Source organism: Pseudomonas sp. G7(2022) (genome assembly GCF_052660475.1).
On sequence record NZ_CP109659.1, the window covers coordinates 3398537 to 3424619 of the forward strand.

23 protein-coding genes are annotated in these 26083 nt (G+C 61.2%); 9 read left to right on the forward strand and 14 right to left on the reverse strand.

Going from position 1 to position 26083, the window contains the following annotated elements:
• The first annotated feature begins 10 nt into the window (after positions 1 to 10).
• From NE357_RS15300 to NE357_RS15320, 5 genes are all read left to right on the forward strand, one after another.
• A complete protein-coding gene (locus NE357_RS15300; RefSeq protein ID WP_169430580.1) occupies positions 11 to 1585 on the forward strand; it encodes an ABC transporter ATP-binding protein in 1575 nt (524 codons plus the stop codon).
• A gap of 40 nt (positions 1586 to 1625) precedes the next feature.
• Positions 1626 to 3041: a sigma-54 interaction domain-containing protein gene (locus tag NE357_RS15305; protein WP_169430581.1), complete on the forward strand. Its 1416-nt coding sequence runs from the start codon at positions 1626 to 1628 to the stop codon at positions 3039 to 3041.
• Between the two features lie 274 nt (positions 3042 to 3315).
• Positions 3316 to 4707: a GntP family permease gene (locus tag NE357_RS15310; RefSeq protein ID WP_169430582.1), complete on the forward strand. Its 1392-nt coding sequence runs from the start codon at positions 3316 to 3318 to the stop codon at positions 4705 to 4707.
• A gap of 7 nt (positions 4708 to 4714) precedes the next feature.
• Positions 4715 to 5488 (forward strand): 3-hydroxybutyrate dehydrogenase, encoded by a 774-nt coding sequence (gene hbdH, locus NE357_RS15315; RefSeq protein ID WP_169430583.1) that lies wholly within the window; start codon positions 4715 to 4717, stop codon positions 5486 to 5488.
• Between the two features lie 63 nt (positions 5489 to 5551).
• Positions 5552 to 7507 (forward strand): acetoacetate--CoA ligase, encoded by a 1956-nt coding sequence (locus NE357_RS15320; RefSeq protein WP_169430584.1) that lies wholly within the window; start codon positions 5552 to 5554, stop codon positions 7505 to 7507.
• Positions 7508 to 7513: 6 nt separating this feature from the next.
• On the opposite strand, the gene NE357_RS15325 is transcribed toward NE357_RS15320, so the two are convergent.
• Positions 7514 to 8623 (reverse strand): PilT/PilU family type 4a pilus ATPase, encoded by a 1110-nt coding sequence (locus NE357_RS15325; protein WP_169430585.1) that lies wholly within the window; start codon positions 8621 to 8623, stop codon positions 7514 to 7516.
• A 127-nt stretch (positions 8624 to 8750) separates the two neighbouring features.
• Between NE357_RS15325 and NE357_RS15330 the strand changes: the two genes are divergently transcribed.
• Both NE357_RS15330 and NE357_RS15335 read left to right on the forward strand, forming a co-directional pair.
• Positions 8751 to 11288, forward strand: coding sequence for a PAS domain-containing hybrid sensor histidine kinase/response regulator (locus tag NE357_RS15330; RefSeq protein ID WP_169430586.1), 2538 nt, complete (start codon positions 8751 to 8753; stop codon positions 11286 to 11288).
• A 50-nt stretch (positions 11289 to 11338) separates the two neighbouring features.
• Positions 11339 to 11614: a peptidylprolyl isomerase gene (locus tag NE357_RS15335; RefSeq protein WP_169430587.1), complete on the forward strand. Its 276-nt coding sequence runs from the start codon at positions 11339 to 11341 to the stop codon at positions 11612 to 11614.
• Between the two features lie 119 nt (positions 11615 to 11733).
• Here the strand turns inward: NE357_RS15335 and NE357_RS15340 are convergent, their stop codons facing one another.
• The 8 genes from NE357_RS15340 to NE357_RS15375 all read right to left on the reverse strand — a co-directional run bounded on the left by NE357_RS15340 (position 11734) and on the right by NE357_RS15375 (position 18367).
• On the reverse strand, positions 11734 to 12666 hold the full coding sequence (locus NE357_RS15340) for a sugar kinase (RefSeq protein ID WP_169430588.1): 933 nt from the start codon (positions 12664 to 12666) through the stop codon (positions 11734 to 11736).
• On the reverse strand, positions 12666 to 13886 hold the full coding sequence (locus NE357_RS15345; protein ID WP_169430589.1) for an amino acid deaminase: 1221 nt from the start codon (positions 13884 to 13886) through the stop codon (positions 12666 to 12668). The genes NE357_RS15340 and NE357_RS15345 overlap by 1 nt, the downstream gene beginning before the upstream one ends.
• Before the next feature lie 39 nt (positions 13887 to 13925).
• On the reverse strand, positions 13926 to 14690 hold the full coding sequence (locus tag NE357_RS15350) for an IclR family transcriptional regulator (protein ID WP_085603279.1): 765 nt from the start codon (positions 14688 to 14690) through the stop codon (positions 13926 to 13928).
• Positions 14691 to 14917: 227 nt separating this feature from the next.
• Complete coding sequence (locus NE357_RS15355) at positions 14918 to 15307, reverse strand: RidA family protein (protein ID WP_007912330.1); 390 nt, start codon at positions 15305 to 15307, stop codon at positions 14918 to 14920.
• A 31-nt stretch (positions 15308 to 15338) separates the two neighbouring features.
• Positions 15339 to 16136, reverse strand: a complete 798-nt coding sequence (locus tag NE357_RS15360; protein ID WP_169430590.1) for an amino acid ABC transporter ATP-binding protein — start codon at positions 16134 to 16136, stop codon at positions 15339 to 15341.
• The gene (locus tag NE357_RS15365) at positions 16133 to 16795 is read right to left on the reverse strand and encodes an amino acid ABC transporter permease (RefSeq protein ID WP_065260531.1); all 663 of its coding nucleotides are present in this window, start codon (positions 16793 to 16795) and stop codon (positions 16133 to 16135) included. The genes NE357_RS15360 and NE357_RS15365 overlap by 4 nt, the downstream gene beginning before the upstream one ends.
• A gap of 9 nt (positions 16796 to 16804) precedes the next feature.
• The gene (locus NE357_RS15370) at positions 16805 to 17467 is read right to left on the reverse strand and encodes an amino acid ABC transporter permease (protein ID WP_007960243.1); all 663 of its coding nucleotides are present in this window, start codon (positions 17465 to 17467) and stop codon (positions 16805 to 16807) included.
• 51 nt (positions 17468 to 17518) lie between these two features.
• Positions 17519 to 18367: a transporter substrate-binding domain-containing protein gene (locus tag NE357_RS15375; RefSeq protein WP_085695951.1), complete on the reverse strand. Its 849-nt coding sequence runs from the start codon at positions 18365 to 18367 to the stop codon at positions 17519 to 17521.
• Between the two features lie 338 nt (positions 18368 to 18705).
• Here NE357_RS15375 and NE357_RS15380 point away from each other — a divergent pair, with 338 nt between their 5' ends.
• Positions 18706 to 19137 (forward strand): thioredoxin family protein, encoded by a 432-nt coding sequence (locus NE357_RS15380; RefSeq protein ID WP_169430591.1) that lies wholly within the window; start codon positions 18706 to 18708, stop codon positions 19135 to 19137.
• Positions 19138 to 19145: 8 nt separating this feature from the next.
• Here NE357_RS15380 and NE357_RS15385 read toward each other — a convergent pair whose 3' ends face one another.
• Positions 19146 to 20702 (reverse strand): TerC family protein, encoded by a 1557-nt coding sequence (locus NE357_RS15385; protein WP_169430592.1) that lies wholly within the window; start codon positions 20700 to 20702, stop codon positions 19146 to 19148.
• 295 nt (positions 20703 to 20997) lie between these two features.
• Positions 20998 to 21408 carry a MerR family transcriptional regulator gene (locus tag NE357_RS15390; RefSeq protein ID WP_169430593.1) on the reverse strand — a complete coding sequence of 137 codons (411 nt, stop codon included), beginning with the start codon at positions 21406 to 21408 and terminating at the stop codon, positions 20998 to 21000.
• Positions 21409 to 21487: 79 nt separating this feature from the next.
• Between NE357_RS15390 and NE357_RS15395 the strand changes: the two genes are divergently transcribed.
• On the forward strand, positions 21488 to 22711 hold the full coding sequence (locus NE357_RS15395) for an NADH:flavin oxidoreductase/NADH oxidase family protein (RefSeq protein ID WP_169430594.1): 1224 nt from the start codon (positions 21488 to 21490) through the stop codon (positions 22709 to 22711).
• 3 nt (positions 22712 to 22714) lie between these two features.
• Here the strand turns inward: NE357_RS15395 and NE357_RS15400 are convergent, their stop codons facing one another.
• The 3 genes from NE357_RS15400 to NE357_RS15410 are packed head-to-tail and all read right to left on the reverse strand — an operon-like array spanning position 22715 to position 26077.
• Positions 22715 to 24358: a phospholipase D-like domain-containing protein gene (locus NE357_RS15400; protein ID WP_169430595.1), complete on the reverse strand. Its 1644-nt coding sequence runs from the start codon at positions 24356 to 24358 to the stop codon at positions 22715 to 22717.
• 40 nt (positions 24359 to 24398) lie between these two features.
• Positions 24399 to 25094 (reverse strand): vWA domain-containing protein, encoded by a 696-nt coding sequence (locus tag NE357_RS15405; RefSeq protein ID WP_249314443.1) that lies wholly within the window; start codon positions 25092 to 25094, stop codon positions 24399 to 24401.
• Entirely contained in the window at positions 25064 to 26077 is a 1014-nt protein-coding gene (locus NE357_RS15410; RefSeq protein WP_169430596.1) for an ATP-binding protein, read from the reverse strand. Before NE357_RS15410 ends, NE357_RS15405 begins: the two co-directional genes overlap by 31 nt.
• Positions 26078 to 26083 lie beyond the last annotated feature (6 nt).

Sequence of the window (26083 nt, forward strand, 5' to 3'; positions counted from 1 at the left end):
GATACTTGACATGACTGACAACCTGATCGAAATCCGTGACCTCAGCGTCGCCTTCAATGGCCAGACCGTGGTGCGCAACCTGTGTCTCGACATCCGCCCCGGCGAGTGTCTGGCACTGGTCGGCGAGTCAGGGTCGGGTAAATCGGTGACAGCCCACTCGATCCTGCAACTGCTCCCCGACAGCGAAGCCGCCACCACCGGCAGTATTCGCTATCGCGGCCAGGAGCTGGTGGGAGCTGATCCCAAGACCTTGCGCGACTTGCGGGGCAACCGCATCGCCATGATCTTCCAGGAGCCGATGACTTCACTCAATCCGCTGCACACCATCGAAAAGCAGATCGGCGAAACCCTCCTGCTGCACCGAGGTCTCGGCGGCAAAGAGGCCCGCAAACGCATTCTCGAACTGCTCGAACTGGTGGGTATCCAGAAGCCGGAAGAACGGTTGAAGGCCTACCCCCATCAATTGTCCGGCGGCCAGCGACAGCGGATCATGATCGCCATGGCCCTGGCCTGCGAACCGGAACTGTTGATCGCCGACGAACCGACCACGGCCCTCGACGTCACCGTGCAGCGCAAGATCCTGGTGCTGCTCAAATCCCTGCAACAACGCCTTGGCATGTCGCTGCTGCTCATCAGCCACGACCTCAATCTGGTGCGCAGCATCGCCCAGCGGGTGTGCGTGATGAAGGCCGGGGAAATCGTCGAGCAGGCGCCATGCGAAACTTTGTTCACCGAGCCTAAACACCCGTACAGCTGCGTGTTGCTCAACGCTGAGCCCGAAGGCGAAGCCTTGCCCCGGGACGAGCGTGAAAATGTGCTGGAAGTTGAAGATCTGCGGGTCGACTTCGCGGTCGGCGGCGGTCTGTTCCAACGCAAACAATTGCTGCGCGCCGTGGATGGCATCAGCTTGAATATCCAGCGAGGCAAGACTCTGGGCATCGTCGGCGAGTCCGGCTCGGGCAAGTCGACACTGGGCCAGGCCATCCTGCGCCTGCTTGATTCCGAAGGCAGCATCCGCTTCCAGGGCCAGTCTCTCGATGGCCTCAATCAAAAACAATTGCGCCCGTGGCGTCGACAGATGCAGGTCGTCTTTCAGGATCCATTCGGCAGCCTCAGCCCGCGCATGTCCGTGGCGCAGATCATCAGCGAAGGGCTGGAGGTGCATTGCCAGTCAACGGCTGAGGAGTGCGATGACCAGGTGATCCGCGTGCTCAGGGAAGTCGGCCTCGACCCCGAAAGCCGTCATCGCTACCCCCACGAGTTTTCCGGCGGCCAGCGTCAGCGCATTGCGATTGCCCGGGCGCTGGTACTCAAACCGGCGCTGATCCTGCTCGACGAGCCGACCTCGGCACTGGATCGCACCGTGCAGAAACAGGTCGTCGCCCTGCTCCGCCAGCTTCAGGAAAAACACGGCCTGACCTACCTGTTCATCAGCCACGACCTGGCAGTGGTGCGGGCGCTGGCCCACGACATGATCGTGATCAAGGACGGCAAAGTGGTCGAACGCGGCGCCAGCCATGAGGTGTTCGACTCGCCGCAGCATCCCTATACCAAAGAGCTGTTGGCGGCGGCGCATCCAGGATAGGCATAATCGCGCCACCTGACTTCCGCCAATGGACGCCGCCATGAACACCACTGACAGCCTCAAGGATTACCAACGGGTCCGCACCCTGGCGATCCGTTCGTTGTTCGAGATCATCGAGCAATCCAGTGAGGGCACGGTGATTGTCGACCGCGACGCCAACATCGTCTGGATGAACGAGCGCTACGCCCGGCGTTTTGGCCTCGACTCTGCGGCCGGAGCCATCGGCAAGCCTTGCGAAAGCGTAATTCCGGGCAGTCTGCTGCGTGAAGTGGTGCGCACCGGGCGACCGATTCTGCTGGACATGCAGGACACGCCAAAAGAACCGCTGGTGGTGATGCGTCTGCCGATCCACGACGACGCTGGAGCGGTGATCGGCGCCATCGGCTTCGCCCTGTTCGACGAACTGCGCACGCTGTCGCCGATGCTCAAGCGCTACCTGAGCATGCAGGAAGAACTGGCCTCGACCCGTTCGCTGTTGCGCGCCCGGCAGACCAAATACAACTTTGCCCATTTCATCGGCACCAGTGCTGCGAGCCTGGAGGTCAAACGCCGTGCCCGGCGCAGCGCCAGTGCCGAGTCGCCGGTTCTGTTGCTGGGCGAGACGGGCAGCGGCAAGGAGTTGCTGGCGCAGGCCATCCACGGCGCTTCGCCTCGGGCCCACAAGGCGTTCGTCAGCATTAACAGCGCGGCGATTCCCGAAGCACTGCTCGAAGCCGAGTTCTTCGGCACCGCGCCCGGTGCCTTCACCGGCGCCGACCGCAAGGGTCGAACCGGGAAGTTGCAGATCGCTCAGGGCGGCACGTTGTTTCTCGACGAGATCGGCGATATGCCGCTGCCTCTGCAAAGCAAATTGCTGCGGGTGTTGCAGGAAAAGGAATTCGAGCCTGTAGGCTCCAACGACGTGATCCAGAGCGATGTGCGGGTGATTGCCGCCACCTCGACGGATCTGGAGGCGGCGATCAAGCGTGGCGAGTTCCGCGCGGATTTGTATTACCGCCTCAACGTGCTGCCGATTCAGGTACCGCCTCTGCGAGAGCGGCTGGATGATCTGCCGGCCCTCAGTGAAGCGATTCTTGAAGAGTTGCGCAGCCAGCATGAACTCAACCACGAAGCACTGGAGCTGCTGGGTCAGCATGCCTGGCCGGGAAATATCCGTGAGTTGCGCAATGTGCTGGAGCGTGCGGCATTGCTCAGTGATGACTTGATGCTGACGGCGGATGACATTCGTGCTGCGATTGGCACGTTTACACCAGTTGATCGAGCGGTGGCGCCTCTGTCAGCGCCGGCAATCAACGAGACCTTCAGTCAGGCTCGCGAGCGGTTTGACCGGCAATTGATTCAATCCACCCTCGCGCAATGCGGGGGCAAGGTGATCGAGGCGGCTGAGCGGCTCGGGCTAGGACGCTCCACGCTATACAAGAAGATGATTGCGCTGGGGATTGCCGAGTCTCAATAGAGAGACAGCATTCTCCAAATCAAGACTGCAGCAAAAACTTCGCGAGCAAGCCCGCTCCCACAGAGGAATGCGTTCAACTGTGGGAGCGGGCTTGCCCGCGAAAGCGTCCTCTCAGTCATAGAAGTCTCCAAACCGAGACAAAACCCCAAAAATCGCCGCCACAAATCAAACTAATTCCTTTTATTTCAATAACTTAATCATCTGGCACAGTTCTCGCTAAAGCCCCTTCCTGCACCTGTTCCACCCACAAAAATAACAATCGAAGGAGCACACCATGAGTGTGATCATCGCCTTGGCAGCCCTCGCGCTGCTGATGCTCGCGGCCTACCGTGGCTACAGCGTTATCCTTTTTGCCCCGATCGCCGCCCTCGGCGCCGTCCTGCTCACCGACCCGTCCGCCGTCGCCCCTGCCTTCACCGGGGTGTTCATGGAGAAGATGGTCGGCTTCATCAAACTGTATTTCCCGGTCTTCCTACTCGGCGCCGTGTTCGGCAAGTTGATCGAGCTCTCGGGTTTCTCCCGCTCGATTGTCGCAGCAGCGATTCGCTTGCTCGGCACCCGCCAGGCGATGCTGGTGATCGTGCTGGTCTGCGCCCTGCTGACCTACGGCGGCGTGTCGCTGTTCGTGGTGGTGTTTGCGGTGTATCCGTTCGCTGCAGAGATGTTCCGCCAGAGCAACATCCCCAAGCGCCTGATCCCGGCGACCATCGCCCTCGGTGCGTTTTCGTTCACCATGGACGCCCTGCCCGGTACACCACAGATCCAGAACATCATTCCCAGCACCTTCTTCAACACCACCGCGTGGGCGGCGCCGTGGCTGGGTATGATCGGCACGATTTTCGTGTTTTGCGCCGGCATGCTGTTCCTCCAGCGCCAACGCAACAAGGCCCAGCGCGCCGGCGAAGGCTATGGCACCGAACTGCGCAACGAACCGGAAACCGCCGAAGACCTGAAACTGCCCAACCCGTGGATCGCCCTCTCACCGCTGCTGGCGGTGGGCATCATGAACCTGTTGTTTACCCAGTGGATTCCGCAGTGGTACGGCAAGACCCACAGCCTCGCGCTACCCGGCATGGCTGCACCGGTTACCACTGAAATCGCCAAACTCACGGCGATCTGGGCGGTGCAGGCTGCTTTGCTGGTGGGCATCCTGATGGTGCTGGCATTCGGTTTCAAAGCGATCAAAAGCAAGCTCGCCGAGGGCAGCAAAAGTGCAGTCAGCGGCGCATTACTGGCAGCGATGAACACCGCGTCCGAATACGGTTTCGGTGCGGTCATTGCCTCATTGCCGGGTTTTCTGGTGCTGGCTGACTGGCTCAAGAGCATTCCCAATCCGCTGGTCAACGAAGCGATCACCGTGACCCTGCTGGCCGGTATCACCGGCTCCGCCTCGGGGGGCATGAGCATCGCGCTCGCGGCGATGTCCGAACAATTCATCAGCGCCGCCCACGCCGCCAACATTCCGCTGGAAGTGCTGCACCGGGTGGCCGCCATGGCCAGCGGCGGCATGGACACCCTGCCACACAACGGCGCGGTGATTACCCTGCTCGCCGTCACCGGCCTGACCCATCGTGAGGCCTACAAGGACATTTTCTGTATTACGCTGATCAAGACACTGGCAGTTTTCGTGGTGATCGGCACTTTCTACGCCACCGGCATTGTGTGAGGTATTGATGACGACTCTTTCTGGCAAGACCGCACTGGTCACCGGCTCCACCAGCGGCATCGGGCTGGGCATCGCCCTGACGCTGGCCAAGGCCGGCGCCAACCTGATCCTCAACGGCTTTGGCGACGCGTCGAAGGTGATCGCCGAAGTCGAACAGTTCGGCGGCAAGGTCGGCCATCACCCGGCAGACGTCAGCGACCCGGCGCAGATCGCCGACATGATCGCCTACGCCGAACGCGAATTCGGTGGCGTGGACATTCTGGTCAACAACGCAGGCATCCAGCATGTCGCGGCGGTTGAAGAGTTCCCGGTGGAGCGCTGGGACTCGATCATCGCCATCAACCTCTCGTCTGTGTTTCACAGCACTCGCCTGAGCCTGCCGGGCATGCGTGCCAAGGGCTGGGGGCGGATCGTCAACATCGCCTCGGTACACGGTCTGGTCGGCTCCACCGGCAAGGCGGCGTATGTGGCGGCCAAGCATGGGGTGATCGGCCTGACCAAAGTGATCGGCCTGGAAACCGCCGCCAGCAACGTCACCTGCAACGCGATCTGCCCGGGCTGGGTGCTGACGCCGCTGGTGCAGAAACAGATCGACGATCGCGCGGCCAAGGGTGTCGACCCGCAACAGGCGCAGCACGATCTGCTGGCCGAGAAACAGCCGTCGCTGGAGTTCGTCACCCCGGCGCATCTGGGTGAACTGGTGCTGTTTCTGTGCAGCGAGGCCGGCAGCCAGGTACGAGGCGCCGCGTGGAACATCGATGGCGGATGGCTGGCGCAGTAAGCGTGCAACTGATTGCTCCCACTTTGCGGTGGGAGCTTTCTGACAAACAATAAGAGGCAAACCATGTCCGACATCCTCTGGCAACCCGATGCCAAACGCATTGCCCGGTCCCGCATGGACGGTTTTCGGCGCTTCATCAATCAGCGCCACCACCTGAAGCTCGACGACTACCCCGCCCTGCATCAATGGTCCATCGACCAGCGTGAAGCGTTCTGGCAGGCGATCGTGGATTTCTTCGGTATCTGTTTTCACACCCAACCCGACGCGGTCCTGCGCGAAGGCCTCAAGATGCCAGGTGCCGAGTGGTTTCCCGGCGCCACCCTGAATTTTGCCGAGCACCTGCTGAGTCGCCGCGACGATGCCATCGCCGTGATCGCTATCGGGGAAAACGGCCAGCGTGAACTGCTGACCTGGGCCGAACTGGCCCAGCAAGTCGCCGGCTTCCAGGCCAGCCTGCAAGCAGCCGGCGTCGTGCTCGGCGACCGGGTTGCAGCGTGCATGCCCAACACCTGGCAAACCCTGGTGGCGATGCTCGCGACCACCAGTCTCGGCGCAATCTGGTCATGTTCGTCGCCGGATTTCGGCACCCACGGTGTGATCGACCGCTTCGGCCAGATCGAACCGAAGGTGCTGATTACCTGCGCCGGTTACCGTTACGCCGGCAAAGAGATCGACCAGACCGTCAAGATCAACGAAATCCTCGAACAACTGCCATCCTTGCAACAGCTGGTCATCGTGCCTTACGCACGCCCTCACGCCCATGCCACGGATTACCGGACACCCGCCAATGTCACGCTGTGGGACGACTTCTACGAACCGGGCAATGAACCGCACTTCGTCCCGGTGCCTTTCGATCATCCGCTGTACGTGCTGTATTCCAGCGGCACCACCGGCGTGCCGAAATGCATCGTTCACAGCACCGGCGGCGTGTTGCTGCAACACGTCAAGGAACACGGGCTGCATGTCGACCTGGGCCCCGGCGACCGCTTGTTCTACTACACCACCTGCGGCTGGATGATGTGGAACTGGCTGGTCTCGGCACTGGCGGTCGGCAGCGCGGTGGTGCTGTATGACGGTTCACCGTTTTACCCGGACAACGAGCGGTTGCTGGAGCTGCTCGACGACGAGCAGGTCAGCGTGTTCGGCACCAGCCCGAAATTCCTTGCGACCCTGGAAAGCAGCGGCATCAAACCGCGTGAAAGCTACGACTTGAGCCACCTGAAAACCCTGCTCTGCACCGGCTCCGCGCTGTCGCCGCAGAGTTATGACTTCGTCTATCGCGACTTCAAACCAGACGTTTGCCTGTCCTCGATGTCCGGCGGCACGGACATCGTGTCCTGCTTCGTCAACGGCAACCCGATGTCCGCAGTCCGCCGGGGCGAAATCATGGGCAAGAGCCTGGGCATGGCGGTCGAGGTGTGGAACGACGCCGGGCAATCGGTGATTGGCGAAAAAGGCGAGCTGGTGTGCACCCGGCCATTTCCCGCCATGCCTGTCGGACTCTGGAACGATCCCGACGGCGAAAAGTTGCGCAAATCCTATTTCAGCCAGTTCCCCGGCGTCTGGGCCCAGGGTGACTATGCCGAGCAACTGCCGCACGGCGGAATGCTGATCCACGGCCGCTCCGATGCTGTGCTCAATCCCGGCGGCGTGCGCATCGGCACGGCGGAAATCTACCGCCAGGTGGAAAAAGTCCCGCAAGTGCTGGACAGCGTTGCCATCGGCCAGCAGTGGCAGGACGACGTCCGGGTGGTGCTGTTCGTGCGCCTCAAGGACGGCTTAACGCTGGATGAGGCACTGCAACAGCAGATCCGCCAGGTGATCCGCGCCAACACCACACCGCGCCATGTACCGGCGAAGATTGTCGCGGTCACCGATATTCCGCGCACCATCAGCGGCAAAGTGGTGGAGCTGGCCGTGCGCAATGTGGTGCACGGCGAGCCGGTGAAAAACACCGATGCGCTGGCCAATCCGCAAGCGCTTGAGCAGTTTCGCAATCGGGTCGAACTTCGCGACTGAAGCCTGTCAGTCCATCAGTCCCCACTCGCCGGTCGATGGCGGTGGGGACGGCATGGTGTCGGCATGCAGCTTCAGGCGCAGGCGCAGGTTATTCACCGAATCTGCGTTTTTCAGGGCTTCGTCTTCATCGATCACCCCTTCTGCTACCAGCGCGAACAGTGCAGCGTCAAAGGTCTGCATGCCCAGTTCCGCCGATTTTTCCATGATGGTTTTCAGCTCGCCAAAGTCATTGCGCCGGATCAGGTCGGCAATCGTCGGCGTACCGAGCATCACCTCGGCGGCGGCCCGTCGCTGACCGTCCCGGGTTCGCACCAGGCGCTGGGAGACGAATGCCTTGAGGTGGTTGCCCAAGGCATGCAGCAATTGCGGCCGACGCTCTTCGGGGAAGAAATTGATGATCCGGTCCAGCGCCTGATTGGCGTTGTTGGCGTGCAACGTCGACAACACCAGATGCCCGGTTTCGGCGAAGGCCAGCGCATGCTCCATGGTCTCGCGATCACGGATCTCCCCAATCAGCACCACGTCTGGTGCCTGGCGCAGAGTGTTCTTGAGCGCAGCGTGAAAGCTGCGGGTATCGACCCCGACTTCTCGCTGGTTGATGATCGATTTTTTGTGGCGATGGATGTATTCCACCGGATCCTCGATGGTGATGATGTGCCCGCTGCTGTGGCGATTACGATGGTCGATCAGCGCCGCCAGCGACGTGGACTTTCCCGAGTCGGTGGCGCCGACGAACAGGATCAGGCCTTGCTTGAGCATCACCGATTCGAGCAATACCGACGGTAGCTTCAGGTCTTCGAACCGGGGAATGTCGAGTTTGACGTTGCGGATCACGATCGAAACGTCGTTGCGCTGCTTGAAAATGTTGACCCGAAAGCGGCCGATCCCGGTACGGGAAATCGCCAGGTTCATTTCCAGATCCCGGTCGAACTCCCGGCGCTGCTCGGCGTCCATCAGGGAAGCGGCTACAGTCGCCACTTCGCCTGGCTTGAACGGATGTTCGCTCAGGGGCATCAGCACGCCGTCAAACCGCGCACTCGGCGGTGCGCCCGTGGACAGGAACAGATCCGAACCGTGACGGCTCGCCAATTGTTTGAGCAATGCGTCGATTTCCATGGCCAAAAGCACCTGCGAAGCTTTCAATGAACTTAAGACCGTGCGTCGTGACGCGACGGGCCTTACAGCGTCTACCGCACTAGGATAGTAGACGCCGCCTCACCGACCGACGCCCAGGATTGATGTGATGAACGCTGTACCGAACACCAACGACGCCCAGACCTTGATCGCCCGAACCGACTGGAACCGCAGTCCGCTCGGCAGCGCCGATACCTGGCCGCAGAGCCTGCGCACCGCGGTGGATATCGTGATTCACTCGCCGATGCCAATGCTGCTGTTGTGGGGCCCGCAGCTCACCCAGATCTACAACAACGGCTTCGCGGTGCTGGCCGGCAACAAGCATCCGCACGCTTTCGGACAGCCGGCGCACCAGATATGGCCGGAACTTCGAGACTTTACCGACCCGATTTACAGCGCCGTCCTACAAGGCCAGGTACGAACCTACAGCGAACGCCGCTTCACCCTGCAACGGGACGGCAAGGATTCCGATTTCTGGCTCGACTTGACCTACAGCCCGATCCGCGATGAAAGCGCGCAAGTGGCCGGGATTCTGGTTACCGCCATCGAAACCAACGAACGCCGACGCATCGCACTGGAACTCAAGCAGCGTTCCGAAGAAAGCCTCAAGGCGCAAAAACAGACCGAAGAACGGCTGCAACTGGCACTGGCGGCTACCGACGCGGTTGGCACCTGGGACTGGGATATCGGCCAGGACCGTTTCATCGCCGACGCGCATTTTGCCCAATCGCATGGTGTCGATCCGGCAATGGCCAGTCAGTTGCCGATCAGTGAATACCTGCAAGGCGTGCACCCTGAAGACCGCGCACTGATCGCCCGCAGCATCAAACACTGCATCACCCATGGCACCGAATACGCCGAGGAATATCGCCTGCTGCAAGCCGATGGCGAAGTGCGCTGGGTGTTCGCCCGGGGACGCTGCTACAAGGATCATCACGGACGGCCGATGCGTTTCCTCGGCGCGGCGCTGGACCTGACCGAGCGCAAGCACACCGAGCAGGCGCTGCGACAGAGCCAGACCGAGCTGCAACTGATCATCAACGCCATGCCGATCCTGATCAGCTACGTCGACCACGAAGAACGCTTTCGCCTGAACAACGCCGCGTACCTGGACTGGTACGGGCTGACCCCGCAGGAGCTGTACGGTCGCACGATCCGCGAAGTGATCGGCGAGGAGGCCTATTTCCTGCGGGCGCCGTACATCGCCGAAGCCCTGGCCGGCCGCCCCTGCTCGTTCAGCCTGTACACCCCACACCGCGACGGCAGCCAGCGCCATGCTCTGATGAATTACCTGCCGCGTCACGGCGCGGACGGCGCGGTAAACGGTTTCTATATCTTCGTGATCGACGAGACCGAGCGTAAAAAGACCGAAGAAGCCCTGCGCAACCTCAATGAAACCCTTGAGGAGCGCGTGAGTGCGCGCACCGAGCAACTGGCCCAGGCCAATCAGCGTTTGCAGAACGAGATGTTCGAACGCGAGCGCGCCGAGGACGCCCTGCGCCACGCGCAGAAAATGGAAGCGGTCGGCCAGCTCACCGGCGGCATCGCCCATGACTTCAACAACATGCTGACCGGGATCATCGGCAGCCTCGACCTGATGCAGCGCTACATCGCCAGTGGCCGCGCCGATGAGATCGGCCGCTTCACCGACGCAGCCGTGTCCTCGGCCAACCGCGCAGCGGCGCTGACCCACCGCCTGCTGGCGTTCTCCCGGCGTCAGTCGCTGGATCGCAAGACCCTCGACGTCAACGAGCTGATCCATTCGCTGGAGGACCTGATCCGCCGCACCAAAGGTGATCCGATCGAGCTCAGGTTGCGCCTGGCCGACAACGTCTGGCCGGTCAGCACCGATGTCAGCCAACTGGAAAACGCCCTGCTCAACCTGGTGATCAACGCCCGCGATGCCATGCCCGACGGCGGCGAACTGCTGATCGAAACGGCCAACGTCTACCTCGACGGCAACGACATCACCACCCTCGAACCGGTCAAGGCCGGGGATTACCTGATGCTCGCGGTGAGCGACAACGGCACCGGCATGACGCCCTCGGTACGTTCCAAGGCGTTCGATCCGTTCTTCACCACCAAACCGATCGGCCAGGGCACCGGGCTCGGGTTGTCGATGATTTACGGCTTTGCCCAGCAATCGGGTGGGCACGTCAGCCTCGACAGCCTGCCGGGTCAGGGCACCTGCGTGCGCCTTTACCTGCCTCGTTTGTATGCACTGGAACCGGAGCGGCCAGTCATCGAAACGGTCACCGAGGCCCCTGCCGTCGCAACCGGCGAAACCGTGGTGGTGGTCGAGGACGATCCGGCGGTGCGCATGCTGGTCATGGACCTGCTCAAGGAGCTGGGTTATCGCGCCCATGAAGCCGAAGACGCCAAGGGTGCCTTGCCATTGCTCGAATCCGACCTGCGGGTTGACCTGCTGGTGACGGATGTCGGCCTGCCGGGCATGAACGGCCGGCAAATGGCGGAGATCGCCCGTCAGCATCGTCCAGGGCTCAAAGTGTTGTTCATGACCGGGTACGCGCAGAAAGCCGCCGAACGTCAGGGCTTCCTCGAGGACGGCATGGACATGGTCGCCAAACCGTTTTCCATCGAGCAACTGGCCGGCAAGATCCGCACGATGCTCAGCCAAAACCCGTGACTTGAGGCATAATCCGCGCCCCGCCGTCACCCCGCTACAGGTATTGCACGATGAAAGCCCAAGCCCGCCACATTCTGGTCAAGACTGCCGATGAGGCTGAAAAACTCAAACAACGCATCGCCAACGGTGAAGCGTTCGATGTGCTGGCCAAGAAATTTTCCACCTGCCCGTCCGGCAAGCGCGGCGGCGATCTGGGTGAAGTGCGGCCAGGGCAGATGGTCGGCGCGATCGACGCGGTGATCTTCAAGAAACCGCTGCGCACGGTGCACGGGCCGATCAAGAGCAAATTCGGCTATCACCTGGTACAGGTTTTTTACCGCGATTGAGTATTTGGCTTCAGGGCCAATCGCGAGCAGGCTCGCTCCCACAAAAAATCGTGAGCGACACACAATCACTGTGGGAGCGAGCCTGCTCGCGATCCGATTGCCCGGCAATCGGTCACCGACTACTTCGGAATCAGAGCTCCGGGTACTTGAATAACCTGGCTCGCTAGCAGATGGCCGGCCTGCGCCGCTTCCGCCGGGCTACCCCCAAGCAAACGACTCGCCAGATAAGCCGCACTGAACGAATCCCCCGCCGCCGTGGTATCTACCACCTTCTCGACCTTCTGCGCCGGCACTTCAAACGCTTCCCCGTCACAACGGATCAGACAGGCTTCCGCCCCGCGCTTGAGCACCACTTCCGGCGTGCCGATCTGCGCGTACGCTGCAAACACCGCATCACAGTCCTCGAAATGGAACAGCGCCTGCTCGTCGTCCACCGTCAGCAACGCCAGATCGACGTGAGGCAACACGCTGCGATACGCCGCCCGCGCATCCTCCACCGAGGCCCACAAGCGTGGCCGATAGTTGTTGTCGAAGACGATCCGCGCGTCACGCTGGCGGGCTTGGATCAAGGTCTCGATCAGTCTCTCCCGACCCTGAACGCCGAGCACCGCCAGCGTGATGCCGCTGAAATACAGCACGTCGTAATCCGGCAGCGCGGCCAGAATCGGCGCGGCTGCCGGCGTGGTGAAGCAGTCGCGCACAGCGGCTTCGTTACGCCAGTAAAGGAAGCGGCGCTCCCCGGCAGCATCGGTCTGGATGCAATACAGGCCCGGCAGGCGATCGGGCAAGCGCTGAACCAGATCCAGGCCAATGTTTTCATCGACCCAACTGCGGCACATAGCGTCACTGAAGCTGTCGTCGCCCAGCGCAGTCACGTAATCGACCTGCGCCTTGTCGCCCATGGCGCGGGCCAGATAGACCGCCGTGTTCAGCGTGTCACCGCCGAAGCTCTGTTGCAGACTGCCATCGGCACGTTGCTGGAGTTCGATCATGCATTCGCCGATCAAAGCGATGCGCGGGGTGTTCGGACCCAAGGCACTGAGCATGTTCATCAGAAACAGGTTTCCATGGTTTCGATCACCGACAGTTGTTCATCCACCAGCAGCCCAACGCGCCACTTGTCAAAGGTCAGGCACGGGTGCGAAGTGCCGAAGGAAATAATGTCGCCGACGCGCAATTCCACGCCCGGTGCCACGGTCATGAACGCGTGCTGGTCCATCACCGCCGTCACCTTGCAGGCGCCGACATCGTCGCCCACTGCTGGCAGCACGCCGGCCTTGTAACGCAGCAAGGGCACCGGCATCCCGGCATCGAACGCCACGTCACGCTTGCCCAGGGCAATCACCGCAAAGCCCGGCTCCGGCAGCGACTGCACGTGGGCCCAGACTTCCAGCGCCGGGCGCAGGCCTTCGTGCAGGTCGCTGCGACGGTCGAGCACGCAGCACTGCGCCTCTTTATAGATGCCATGGTCGTGAGCCACATAACTGCCTGGGCGCAACACGCTGAGGAAACGACCGCCCGCGTTTTGCGCTTCGAACGATTCGGCGATCAGGTCGTACCACGCCGAACCCGATGCGGTGATGATCGGTTTGGCGATGGCGAACGCGCCGCTGTCCTGCAACTGCACCGCCAGTCGCACCAAAGAGGCCGCAAATTCACGGATACCGCTGACCGCATGATCGCCGTGGATCACGCCTTCATAACCTTCGATGCCAGTCAGGGCCAGCGCCGGTTGCGCGCCGATGGCCTTGGCCAGTTCGATGACTTCCTGTTCGCTGCGGCAACCGCAACGGCCTCCGACCACGCCGTACTCGATCATCACGTTCAGCCGCACGCCACGGGACGCAAAGTAAGCGCCCAGATCGGCGACGTTGTCCGGGTGATCAACCATGCAATAGAAATCGAAGCCCGAATCGGCCGCCAGCAGATCGGCAATCAACGCCATGTTCGGCGTGCCGACCAGTTGGTTGGCCATCAGCACCCGGCGTACGCCGTGAGCGTAAGCGGCGCGGGTCTGGGTGGCGCTGGCCAGGGTGATGCCCCAGGCGCCAGCGTCGAGCTGACGACGAAACAGCGCCGGGGTCATGCTGGTCTTGCCGTGGGGCGCGAGTTCGGCGCCGCTGTCGCTGACGAATTTCTGCATCCAGCGGATGTTGTGCTCCAGCGCTTCGCGGTGCAGCACCAGCGCCGGCAGGCTGATGTCACGCACCAGTTGCGCGCCGAGGGCGGCATCGCCCTTTTCCACGGCAGCAGTGTTGTTGGCAGTCGTCATGGTCGAACTCCTCACAGTCGCGCCCGCAGGCAGGCGCGGTTATTCGTTGATTCGCCGGGCGAGGCTGTTGGCGCTCTCGATCAAGACCCGGCGATAGTCGTTGTAATTGTTCTTGGCATCGGCGCGCGGGGCGACGATGCACAGGGTGCAGATGGCAACGCCTTGAGGGTCTTTGACCGGGGCGGCGAAGCAATGGGTGAAGGTGTCGGCAACACTGTCGAAGGAGAAGAAACCGTCGATGCCGGCCTGACGGATTTCCGCCAGAAACGTTTCCATCGGCAGGCGTTCGCCACCGGGCAGGATGAAGTCGTCGGGGTCGATCAGGTCGCTGATCTGCTGATCGCTCAAGTGCGCCAGCAGCAGACGTCCGGAGGCGGTCCACGGGATCGGCGCGTTTTCGCCGATATCGGAAGAAATGCGGAAATGCCGCTCGCCCTCCTTCATCAGCGCCACCGTGTATTTGCGCCCGTTGAGCAGGCACATTTGCGCGGTTTCCCGGGTCTGGCTGACGATCTCCTGCAAGGCGTGATCGGCCTCGCGACTGAGGTCGAAATGACGCAAATGCGCCTGGCCAAGGAAGTACAGCTGACGACCGAGATAGACGTGACCGTCCTTGCCCACCGGTTCCAGAATTCGTCGTTCGAGCAACGAGGCCACCAGTTCGTAGACCGTGGATTTCGGGCTGCCGATACCGTTGGCGATATCGTTCGGACGCAGTGGCTGGCCGATTTCCTTGAGGAAATCGAGGATATCGAACGCCCGGTCCAGACCGCGTGCCCGGCGCTTGATGGTGTCTTCGGTCATTTCTGTGGTTCCCATAAAAGATGCCGGGATGGTAACTGGCCCTTGGCGTTGTGTCAGTTGGATCGCAGCCCTCACCCCCCGCCCTCTCCCACGGGGAGAAGGAGCCTGATCGCATCGATGCAAATGCCATCGTCTGACACAACAATCTGCATCGATAGAGATCAGTCCCCTCTCCTGGGGGAGAGGGCTAGGGTGAGGGGGCTACGGCCTCAGCAACGCCACATCTCTCAGGCCTTCTTCTTGTACGCAATGCAGTCGATCTCGACCTTGCAGTCGACCATCATGCTCGCCTGCACACAGGCCCGGGCCGGCGCGTGTTCAGGCTTGAAGTACTCGCCGAAGACCTTGTTGAAACTGCTGAAATCCCGCGGATCGTCCAGCCACACGCCGGCACGTACCACGTCTTCCAGGCCATAACCGGCCTCTTCGAGAATAGCGATCAGGTTCTTCATGGTCTGGTGGGTCTGCTCGACGATACCGCCCACAATGATCTCGCCATCCACCGCCGGCACCTGCCCGGAAACATGCAGCCAGCCATCGGCCTCGACAGCGCGGGCGAATGGACGAGGCTGGCCGCCAGCGGCGGTGCTGCCGGTGCCGTAACGAGTAATGCTCATGGGTGTTTCTCCTGATTGAAAAAGTGAAAAGTCAGAACCGCGTGCTTTTGAGAAATTCCGCCAGCCGCGGCGATTGCGGACGCTCGAACAGTTCCTTGGGAGGCCCCTGCTCTTCGATGCGCCCCTGATTCATGAAAACGATCTTGTCCGAGACCTCGAAGGCAAAACGCATTTCGTGGGTCACCAGCAACATGGTCATGCCGTCCTCGGCCAGGCCCTTGATCACGTTCAGCACTTCGCCGACCAGCTCCGGGTCGAGGGCCGAGGTGACTTCGTCGAACAGCATCAGGCTCGGGTTCATCGCAATCGCTCGGGCAATCGCCACGCGCTGCTGCTGACCGCCGGACAACTGACCGGGAAAGTGATTGCGCCGCTCCAGCAGACCGACCCGCTCCAGCCATTTCTCGGCCAGGACCACGGCTTCGTCCTTGTGCATCTTTTTGACTTTCAGCAGGCCGAGCGTGACGTTTTGCAACGCGGTGAGGTGCGGGAACAGGTTGAATTGCTGGAACGCCATGCCGGTCATTGCCCGATGACGGGCGATGACTTTTTCCGGGTGGCGCACGCGCTTGCCGTTGAGTTCGTCATAGCCGATGGATTCACCGTCGAGCAGGATCTGCCCGCCCTGGAACTCCTCGAGCATGTTCACGCAGCGCAGCAGCGTGGTCTTGCCCGAGCCGCTGGAGCCGATCAGTGTCACCACGTTGCCGCGCTGCATGCTCAGATCGACGCCCTTGAGCACTTCGACCGTGCCGTATTGTTTATGGAGGCCACGGATGTCCAGCAAGGGCTGAGCGTTCTGGACGTTGGAAACTTGAGCTTGAGTCATGGCAGGGCCACCCGCTTTTCAATGTGCCGGCCGAGTAATTCGATGCCGTAGTTGATGACGAAGAACAGAAAACCGGCGAACAGGTAAAACTCCAGGGTCATGAACGTCCGGGCGATGATTTGCTGGGTGCTGAGCAACAGCTCGGCCACGCCGATCACCGACAGCAAGGTCGAGGCCTTGACGATTTCCGTGGACGAGTTGACCCAGGTCGGCAGGATCTGCCGCAGCGCCTGAGGCAACAGCACGTAACCGAGGGACTGATAGAACGTCAGGCCGATGGCTTTGCTGGCTTCCATCTGCCCGCGTGGCAACGCCTGCAATGCGCCGCGCACAATCTCGGCGACGTGGGAGCCGCAAAACAGCGTCAGACCCAAGGCACCCGCCTGAAATGCGCTGATCTGCCAGCCGAGCGCCGGCGCCATGTAGAAGCAGGCCAGCACCAGCACGAACACCGGGGTGCCGCGAATCAGGTCGACGTAAAAGCGGAACGGGGCGCGCATCCAGAACTTGCCGTAGGTCAGTACGAGACCGGCAAACACACCGATGACCGTGCCGAACAGAATGGCCAGCGCCGACACCTGCACGCTGGTCAGAAAGCCTTGCCACAAGGCTTCGCGGGCAATCCACAACTCATGCAACCAACTGGGGGATTCGTACATCGCAGCCTCCTATCGGCGAATTGCCAGACGCTGCTCCAGGTAACGCAGCAGCATGGCAATGAGGTAACAGGCCGCGACATACAACGCCGTGGTCACCAGCCAGGTTTCGATCACCCGGTAGCTTTCGACGTTGATCTTGCGCGCGTAATAGGTCAGCTCGGGCACCGCAATCGCAGCGGCCAGCGAGGTGTCCTTGAACAGCGAAATGAAGTTGTTCGACAGCGCCGGCAGCACGTTGCGCAACATCACCGGCACGGTGACGTAGGCCTTCACCTGCCACTCGCCCAGACCAATGGCCAGCCCCGCTTCACGCTGGCCCTTGGGAATGCTCAAAAGGCCACCGCGGAACACTTCGGTCAGGTAGGCCCCGGCATACAGCGACAGGGTGATGATGAACGACGGGATCTTGTCCAGCCGGATCCCCAGGCTCGGCAACGCAAAGTAGATCAACAGAATCAACACCAGAATCGGCGTGTTACGGATCACCGTCACATACACCGATGCCAGCACCCGCAAGGCGCGATGCCTGGACAGCAAGGCAAACGCCATCAGCAGGCCGATCACGCAGCCGATGGCGATCGACACCAGCGCCAGTTCCAGGCCCAGACCGAGCCCCGCCAGCAAGGTGTCGAAATCGCGCCACACGGCGGCAAAGTTCAACTGATAGTTCATGGTCGGCAGTACCTTGAGCGGGGCGCATCAGGGCGCCCCGCTCTCACGGGATCATTTGAATTCGACAGGGAAACCGATGGCGGGCGATGGCAGATCCACGCCGAACCATTGCTTGAACGACGCGGCGTAGGTCGGGAATTCAACGCCGGTCATGGCTTCATGCAGGGTGGTGTTGACGAAGTTCAGCCAGTCCTGATCGCCGCGTTTGACGGCGCACGCGTAGGTCTGCGGGCTCCAGGCGTAGGTCGGGCTGCGGTAGCGGCCAGGGTTCTGCACCATCAGGTATTTGACCGATGACTGGTCAGTGGCGGCAGCATCGGCGCGGCCGGAATTCACTGCCTGATACATCAGATCGACGCTGTCGTACTGATCGACCTTGGCCTTGGGCAGTGCCTGATGCACCAGCTCTTCGGCGTACACGTTCTGCAGCACCGCGACGGTCACGCTGTCGCCGGCGGCCTGCAAGTCTTCGATTTCCTTGTACTTGCTGTTGTTCGGCAGCAGCAGACCGACGCCCTCGCGATAGTAAGGCAAGGTGAACGCCACTTGCTGCGCACGGCTGGCGGTGACGGTGATGAACTGGCAGCTCATGTCGACCTTGTCGGTCAGCAGGTTGGGAATCCGCGCATCGGACGACTGCACCACGAACTCGACCTTGCTCGGGTCATTGAACAGACCTTTGGCCACCATCCGGGCGATGTCGATATCAAAGCCCTGCAACTTGCCGTCCGCGCCCTGGAAGTGCCACGGCGCATTGGTGCTGCCGGTGCCCACAATCAGTTTTCCACGGGCCAGGACGCTGTCGAGCTTGCTGTCGGCCGCCTGGGCCATACCCATGACAGCGGACGAAGCCGCGAGAACAAAAACACACGCTTTGAACAAGGAAGGTCGGCGATGCATGGCAAGCACTCCAGGAAGTTGTTTATTCCGCTATACCGGAACTCGGTTTGTTACTACGGAATAGACAGCAGAAAGTGTGCCACAGGATTCAAGGGGAATCTGCAAAGGATTGAATTGTGTTTTGAATCAAAGGGATGGAAGAAACCTGCGAAACGCTGCAACGAACATTGATTAATCACTTCGCTACTTTGCGCCACACATGGCGGGTATCCGGGCCACATTCTGGTGCGCGATGCACGATTGGGCGCGGGCTGCACCTGTCAACTCTGACAGTTGCGGCAACGGTCGCGACTCCCCTAACGTCGTACTGTCCAGCACATCGAATAAAGGAGGTTCCGATGACGACACCGACTCGATATTCAGCATTGCCTCCGACGTACCGGAAGGTCTTGAAAGCCCGGCGCCTCGTCGTCCTGTATTTCTTCAACGAGCACTGCGGTGCCTGCGTGTCTTCCGGCCCGGTTTTTCTCGAGATCGCCAAGCCCTTTCGGTCATGGATGGATATCTTCATGCTCGATACCGCACAGTCGTGTCGACATCCGGATGTCACGAGCACCCCGACGGTGTTGCTCTACAAGGAAGGCGTTCTGGTCAAAAAACTGAAAGGCATCGGTTCGAAAGAATCCCTCCTTCAAGACTTCACCCAATTCCTCGGCAAAACCCGACACTTCGCTGTACCGCGCAAATCGGCCCATGACCTGAACTGGCTGCGTCACACCCTCCGCACCCTCTGCACCGTCCACCGCGCAAAACGGTGGAACCTTTCCTGAAAGTGCCGTCAGGCCTCACGCACCAGCAACACCCGCGTCACGCGACGCTCTTCGACCGCCATCACGGTCATGCCCCAGCCTTCATGCTCCAGTCGATCACCTTTCATCGGCAGGCGATCCAGCAGGCTCATCACCAGCCCGGCCAAGGTCTGGTAATCCTCGGTCGGCTCGGCGCAAAAACCGGTGTGTTCGCGGATGCGGGTCAGGTTCAACGCACCGTTGACGATGAACCCGCCCTGCTCCTCGACCACATCGGGGCCGGCGATTTCACTGGCGTCCGGCAGTTCACCGGCAATCGATTCGAGAATGTCGGTCATGGTCAATACGCCGACGAAGTCACCGAATTCGTTGACCACAAACGCGATGTGGGTCGACGCCGCACGCATTTGCTCCAACGCATTGAGGATCGAATAGCTGTCCAGCAGATTGACGGTCTTGCGCACCAGGTGTTCAAGGTTCGGCTCGTTGCCGGCCAGATACTCCTTGAGCAGCTCCTTTTTGTGAACGAAGCCCAACGGCTCATCCACCGCACCGTTGCGAATCAACGGCAGACGAGAGTAGGACGAATGCATCAGTCGCGTACGAATCGCCGCAGCGTCGTCCGCCAGATCAATGTGATCGACATCCGCACGGACGGTCATCAGTGTGCGGATTGACCGCTCGGCCAGTTGCAGCACGCCGCTGATCATCACCCGTTCGCGACGGTCGAACAGCTCCGCGCTTGGCGCCTGACCATCGTCCAGCAAGTCGGAAATCTCCTCGCCCACCTCTTCCACCGCCAGTTTACGGCCACCCAACAGACGCATCACCGCGTGCGCCGTACGCTCACGCATCGGGCGCAAGCCTTGCATCGAGCGCTTGCGGCGAGCACGGGCGATCTGGTTGAACACCTCGATCAGGATCGAGAAACCAATCGCGGCGTACAGATAACCTTTCGGGATGTGGAAACCCAGGCCTTCGGCAGTCAGGGCGAAACCGATCATCATCAGGAAGCCCAGGCACAGCATGATCACTGTCGGGTGTGCGTTGACGAAGCGGGTCAGCGGCTTGCTGGCAACGATCATCAGGCCGATGGAAATGATCACCGCAATCATCATCACCGCCAGTTCATCGACCATGCCCACGGCAGTAATCACCGCATCGAGGGAGAACACCGCATCGAGCACGACAATCTGCGCCACGATGGGCCAGAACAGCGCATAAGCGGTGTTGGTCGAACGCTCGCCGACGTGGCCCTCAAGCCGTTCGTGCAGTTCCATGGTCGCCTTGAACAACAGGAACACGCCACCGAATAGCATGATCAGGTCACGGCCGGAGAAGCTCTTGCCGAACACTTCGAACAACGGTGCCGTGAGGGTGACCAGCCAGGAAATACTCGCCAGCAGGCCAAGACGCATGATCAGCGCCAGGCTCAAGCCGATGATTCGCGCACGATCGCGCTGATGCGGCGGCAGCTTGTCCGCCAGGATCGCGATGAACACCAGGTTGTCGATACCCAGCACCAGTTCCAGCACGATCAGTGTCAACAAGCCCAGCCACGCCGTGGGATCCGCTAACCATTCCATATTCTGTCTCTATCTCTCTTCAGTGATTTCAGGCTGCCGGGCACGGCAAAGTGCGGCGCGAAAGCTCAAAGGCTGCGCCATCAACGATAGTCGGGAGTCGGAAGACTGGATGCTGCGAGTGCGTCAAGACCGCGCCATGGCGCGAAGGGAACGTTGTTCTTTGAGTAGAACTGGGAGGCTCCGAGAGGGTATTCATGCAAATCCTGAATGAAAAAAGGCCTTGAAGCGTACAGGCTCAGATGACTTTTCCTACAGCTGGAAATCATTTCAAAATCTGTACGCCTTCGCCGTCGCCTCAGGATTCCGGGTAGATCGCGGCGAGAACCCGTTCGGCATTCGCACCGCAACTCATGCCTTCGGGCCTGGATTGAATACTGTCGATCACCTCCAGCAGCCGCGCCTTGCTTTGGGCCAGATGCTGCTGCATGACTTCGATCTGCTCGACCTTGCGCGTCAGGCCTTCCACCAATTCTTCGTGCTTGAATTCGCCGGTTCCGGCGGCTGGCAGCAACTGCTTGAGTTCTTCCAGGGAAAATCCGGCCTGCTGGGCACTGCGGATAATGTTCAGGGTTTGCAGCACTTGCGGCGGGTAACGCCGGTAGCCATTGCCCAGCCGCTCCACTTTCGGAATCAGGCCCTGGGCCTCGTAGAAGCGAATGCTCGAAGCGCTCAGCCCGCTCCGTTGCGCCAATTCACCGATTTTCATTTCAGCCTCGATTTGCCTGCTTGACATTAAAGTTGACTTTAAGCTTAGCCTTTCTCCATCACTGATGAGGAGTCAAGCAATGTCGCCCTTCCAGATTTTGAAACTGCCCAACGGTCAGACCGTCGGCAACCGTATCGCCAAAGCCGCCATGGAAGAAAACCTCGCCGATCGTGACCAGGCTCCCTCCCGCGAACTGTTTCGCCTGTATCAAGCCTGGGCCGACGGCGGCGCCGGCTTGCTGCTGACCGGTAATGTCATGATCGACCGCCGCGCCATGACCGGCCCTGGTGGCGTGGTGCTCGAAGACGAGCGGCATCTGGACCGTTTCCGTCAATGGGCCGAAATCGCCCGCAGTGGAGGTGCACAAGTCTGGGTTCAGCTCAACCATCCCGGCCGCCAGACCTTCGCCAACATGGGCCAGCAAGCGCTGGCGCCGTCGGCGGTGGCATTGGAAATGGGCTCGTTCTCGAAGCTGTTCGCCGAGCCCAAGCCAATGACCGAGGACGACATCGAAGAAGTCATTCAACGTTTTGCCAAAAGCGCCGCGCTCGCCGAAAAAGCCGGATTCACCGGCGTGCAGATTCACGCTGCCCACGGCTATCTGCTGAGCCAGTTTCTCTCGCCGCTGACCAATCGCCGCACCGACCGCTGGGGGGGTTCGCTGGAAAACCGTGCGCGCCTGCTGCTGTCGGTGATCGAGGCTGTGCGTCAGGCCGTTTCACCACAGTTTTGCGTGGCGGTGAAACTCAACTCCGCGGATTTCCAGCGCGGCGGCTTCGACACGGACGACGCGCGTCAGGTGATCGAATGGCTCAACGAACAGCCAATCGACCTGCTCGAGCTGTCCGGTGGCAGCTACGAAGCGCCGGCGATGCAAGGCGAAGCCCGCGACGGACGCACCCTGGCCCGTGAGGCGTTCTTTCTGGAGATGGCCAGTGAACTGGCCAGAGTGGCCCGCATGCCAGTGATGGTCACCGGCGGTATCCGGCGCCTGCCCATCGTCGAACAAGTGCTCGACAGCGGTATCGCCATGGCCGGCATCGCCACTGCGCTGGCCATCGAACCGAGTCTGGTCAAACACTGGCGCGAAGGCCGCCACAGCGAACCACAACTGCCGCCGATCCGCTGGAAACGCAAACCGCTGGCCGCACTGGCGAACATGGCCGTGGTGCGTTTCCAGATGGCCCGCCTGAGCCGGGGTCGCCAGCCGCATCCCGAAGTGTCGGCACTCTGGGCGCTGATTCGCGACCGGTTGTATCTCAGTCGCCGCACCCGGCAGTACCGTCAGGCAATGGATGTATAAACCCTAGCGTCCGGCAAACCGCAGGCGAGACAGCTGACGCAAATCCCCTTCGACGTAATAGTCGTTGGTCCAGCTGTCATTCGCCGCCAGCGGCTGCACCTGCTTCAACGCCAGTTTTTTCGCGAAATAGCGGAAGCGGTAATGCTCGTAGAAGCGCAGCAGCTCAAGGCCGTAACGGTCCGCCAGTTCGGTGTCGCCGCGAATGATCAGGTAGTTCTCGTCATTACCGTTGCTGGCCGAGGTGCTGAGGTTGTGGCTGCCGCTGATGATGGTCGGGCTGTCGCTGGTGAAGTCGGTGACGATCGCCTTGGTGTGCACCAGCAGGTTGCCCTTCTGGCCTTTCATGTTCTCTTTCAGCCAGCCTTCCAGCCCGGTGTTGAGCAGCGCGGTGGCGGCGAACTCAGCGGTTCGGTCAGCGTGAAACCCGGTGATGCGGCTGACCGTGTTTTGCAGGCCGTAACGCAGGATGTCGTCGTGAGGCTGACCGAGCAATGCGTTGAGAATCGCGTCGGGCAAGGCGAATGCCGTGACGAACAGCACGTCTTTCCTCGCCGCGTTAATGATGTCGACGAACTCGCGCAGATCGGCACCACCACTGCGCGGCGAGAACCCGGCAAACAGCGGTTGCGCCGGGTTCATCGGGTTGTGCTGGGTGATCCAGTCCCGGGCGGCACCGACATCCGCCGGCGTCGCCCAGACCTGCTCGAACGTCTGCAGGTAGCTGGCTGCAATGACCGTGTCGTCCAGCACATGGACCACGTTGGCCTGGCGATACACGCCGTTGGCGGTGAAATTGGTGCTACCGCACAGCACGGCCTGGGGCTGCCGCTCACCGCCAGCGATGCGACTGAGGACGATGAACTTGTCATGGAAAATGTCGTGGGTCACCCGGCCGCGCTTGTTGGCTTCCGGCAGCTTGGCAAGGCTGGCCTCGTTCATCGTGGTGTCTTCGTCACCGGGCTTGGCGTGATACAGCACCCGCACCTGCACACCGCGATCAAACGCCGCGTTCACCGTGTCGATGATGGCTTGCAGTTGATACTCGTAAATCGCAATGTCCAGCGCCCATTGCCCGTCGACGGCTCGCTCGATAAAGCCCTGCAAACGTCCGAGCAGGCCGTTTTCCAGCCATTGCCGCGCAGCGTCGGGCCAGGCTTCGATGGGCATGTTCTTGTTGGCGCTGATCTGTGCATCGAGATCGGGAAACTTGCGCTGGAACGCCTGACTGGCAGCCACGGCGCGGTTGAAGATCACGCTCTGGTTGGTCGGGTGTCCGTCATCCGAGGTAATGCTCAGTTCCAGCGACTCCCCAAGCACCGGCGCGTCGGCAGTGCCGTAGGCCAGGTGCACGCGGTAATGCATGGTTGTGCCCGGATTGACCGCGTAATCGGCCCAGCGAAATTTCTGCAGCGGCGCGATGTCACTGGGCGTGGCGTGAAACTGCGCGAAGGTGTGTTCCTTGCCGGGAAAGGTCAGGCTGTTGAACAGAAACTGCCACGGCCTGTCGCCCTGCTGCTTCTCGATGGCAAACCCCAGCAGGCCTTTGCGGCGGGGTTCGGCAAGATCCATTGCCAGCAGCACGCCGTTGGTGCCGGCGTAAGCCTTTACGCGAAAATCGTCCTGAGGATTGGCAACCAGTACGCGCATGATTCACTCCTTGTGATGTGGGCTGGATGCAGCATAGACCTCAGACAGACAGCAGGTCGTCGATATGCCGGTAATCCGCTTCCAGTGCAGTCGCCAACTGCTTCGCCCTGCCCAGCCTGATCGGCCCGCGTTCGATATCGATCAACAGGCCCGGACAGGCCAGCACCGGCAACCCCGACCATTCTTTCAAGCGCCCATCGGTCAATACCAGTAGACGCTGTTGTTCGGCCGGGAACCGCTTGCGGCGTACCGTCAGCCAGTGCTCGGCCTCGTTCAGCGCCGCCAGCAATGGCGTGCCGCCTCCCGCTCCCAAGTCATCGAGCCACACACGCAGTCCGCTGGAAGCTTTCAAACCCTGCACCTGCCATTTCGGCGCCGCGCCACTGGCAGTCAGCAAGGCGAGCCGCGCCCGTTGCCGGTAAGCATCATCGAACAATTGCGCGAGCACGCCTTTGGCATCGCTCAATGCTTGATGACGTCGGGTCGAGGCCGAGGCATCGACGATCACCAACCACAATTCATGGGGGCTGCGGGTGCGCAGTTGAAACAACAGATCCGCGCGCACTTTCGGGCGGCCATTGAGCAATGTTCCCGGCCAGTTCACCGAACCGCTGCGAGCGGCATGACGTTTGCCCTGTCGACCGTTATCGAGGCGCCCGGCGCGAGGTCTGGCATTCGCCCCCGCGTCGGATCGGGGGCGAATGCCTAAGGCTTTTTTTGTAGGTGTGGCGGCCAGGTCGGGACTTCGCGGCGCACACCGGTGGTGAGGGCCGGCGCCGGCATTTCACCCCATTGCCCCTGCCCTTCACTCGGCTCGAGCTGAGTGCCGGATGGCGATTGAGCCGGTGGTTGTGCATTGGACGAAGACTGTTCCCGGCGACGATGACGCAAGGCAAATTCAGCGACGGCATCGATGTCCTGCTCGCCGATGGCTTCGGCCCCACGCCAGGCCGCATGCGCCCGGGCGGCACGCAGCCAGACCAGATCGGCACGCAAACCGTCAACGCCTGCCGCAAAGCAACGCTCGGTAATCTGTGCCAGCGCTTGATCGTCAAGAGGAATGTTTGCCAACGCATTGCGAGCGTTTTCGCAACGCTCGCGCAGGGCGTGTTGCTCGGTTTCCCACTGCCCGCAGAAAGCCCGCGGGTCGCTGTCGAAATCCAGCCGACGGCGAATGATCTGCCCGCGCTCGACCGGCGCCGTGTGACCGCTCAGGGCGACGTTCAGACCAAAGCGATCGAGCAATTGCGGGCGCAGTTCGCCTTCTTCCGGGTTCATCGTGCCGATCAGCACGAACTTCGCCGAATGCCGATGGGAAATTCCGTCGCGCTCGATCAGGTTGGTGCCGCTGGCGGCGACATCGAGCAACAAGTCCACCAGATGATCCGGCAGCAGATTCACTTCATCGACATACAACACACCGCCGTCAGCCTTGGCCAGTACGCCCGGAGAAAACTGCGCGCGACCGTCGCTCAACGCCGCGTCCAGATCCAGCGTGCCAACCAGCCGCTCTTCCGTCGCCCCCAACGGCAAGGTGACGAACTGACCGCTGGCCAGCAAATCCGCAAGGCCCCGGGCCAGAGTCGACTTGGCCATGCCGCGGGGGCCTTCGATCAGCACGCCGCCGATTTTCGGGTCGATGGCCGTCAGGTACAACGCGAGCTTCAGATCCTCGGCGCCGACCACGGCAGAGAGCGGGAAATGCGGGATGTCAGTCATGTTCAG

Bases quoted from the DNA above. Each gene is read 5' to 3' on its own strand.
- NE357_RS15360 (WP_169430590.1), bottom strand. From the start codon at position 16,136: ATGACTCAAGCTCAAGTTTCCAACGTCCAGAACGCTCAGCCCTTGCTG.
- NE357_RS15400 (WP_169430595.1), bottom strand. From the start codon at position 24,358: ATGCGCGTACTGGTTGCCAATCCTCAGGACGATTTTCGCGTAAAGGCT.
- NE357_RS15365 (WP_065260531.1), bottom strand. From the start codon at position 16,795: ATGTACGAATCCCCCAGTTGGTTGCATGAGTTGTGGATTGCCCGCGAA.
- NE357_RS15390 (WP_169430593.1), bottom strand. From the start codon at position 21,408: ATGAAAATCGGTGAATTGGCGCAACGGAGCGGGCTGAGCGCTTCGAGC.
- NE357_RS15410 (WP_169430596.1), bottom strand. From the start codon at position 26,077: ATGACTGACATCCCGCATTTCCCGCTCTCTGCCGTGGTCGGCGCCGAG.
- NE357_RS15310 (WP_169430582.1), top strand. From the start codon at position 3,316: ATGAGTGTGATCATCGCCTTGGCAGCCCTCGCGCTGCTGATGCTCGCG.
- NE357_RS15300 (WP_169430580.1), top strand. From the start codon at position 11: ATGACTGACAACCTGATCGAAATCCGTGACCTCAGCGTCGCCTTCAAT.
- NE357_RS15385 (WP_169430592.1), bottom strand. From the start codon at position 20,702: ATGGAATGGTTAGCGGATCCCACGGCGTGGCTGGGCTTGTTGACACTG.
- NE357_RS15335 (WP_169430587.1), top strand. From the start codon at position 11,339: ATGAAAGCCCAAGCCCGCCACATTCTGGTCAAGACTGCCGATGAGGCT.
- NE357_RS15370 (WP_007960243.1), bottom strand. From the start codon at position 17,467: ATGAACTATCAGTTGAACTTTGCCGCCGTGTGGCGCGATTTCGACACC.
- NE357_RS15375 (WP_085695951.1), bottom strand. From the start codon at position 18,367: ATGCATCGCCGACCTTCCTTGTTCAAAGCGTGTGTTTTTGTTCTCGCG.
- NE357_RS15340 (WP_169430588.1), bottom strand. From the start codon at position 12,666: ATGAACATGCTCAGTGCCTTGGGTCCGAACACCCCGCGCATCGCTTTG.
- NE357_RS15320 (WP_169430584.1), top strand. From the start codon at position 5,552: ATGTCCGACATCCTCTGGCAACCCGATGCCAAACGCATTGCCCGGTCC.
- NE357_RS15330 (WP_169430586.1), top strand. From the start codon at position 8,751: ATGAACGCTGTACCGAACACCAACGACGCCCAGACCTTGATCGCCCGA.
- NE357_RS15345 (WP_169430589.1), bottom strand. From the start codon at position 13,886: ATGACGACTGCCAACAACACTGCTGCCGTGGAAAAGGGCGATGCCGCC.
- NE357_RS15350 (WP_085603279.1), bottom strand. From the start codon at position 14,690: ATGACCGAAGACACCATCAAGCGCCGGGCACGCGGTCTGGACCGGGCG.
- NE357_RS15355 (WP_007912330.1), bottom strand. From the start codon at position 15,307: ATGAGCATTACTCGTTACGGCACCGGCAGCACCGCCGCTGGCGGCCAG.
- NE357_RS15305 (WP_169430581.1), top strand. From the start codon at position 1,626: ATGAACACCACTGACAGCCTCAAGGATTACCAACGGGTCCGCACCCTG.
- NE357_RS15325 (WP_169430585.1), bottom strand. From the start codon at position 8,623: ATGGAAATCGACGCATTGCTCAAACAATTGGCGAGCCGTCACGGTTCG.
- hbdH (WP_169430583.1), top strand. From the start codon at position 4,715: ATGACGACTCTTTCTGGCAAGACCGCACTGGTCACCGGCTCCACCAGC.
- NE357_RS15380 (WP_169430591.1), top strand. From the start codon at position 18,706: ATGACGACACCGACTCGATATTCAGCATTGCCTCCGACGTACCGGAAG.
- NE357_RS15395 (WP_169430594.1), top strand. From the start codon at position 21,488: ATGTCGCCCTTCCAGATTTTGAAACTGCCCAACGGTCAGACCGTCGGC.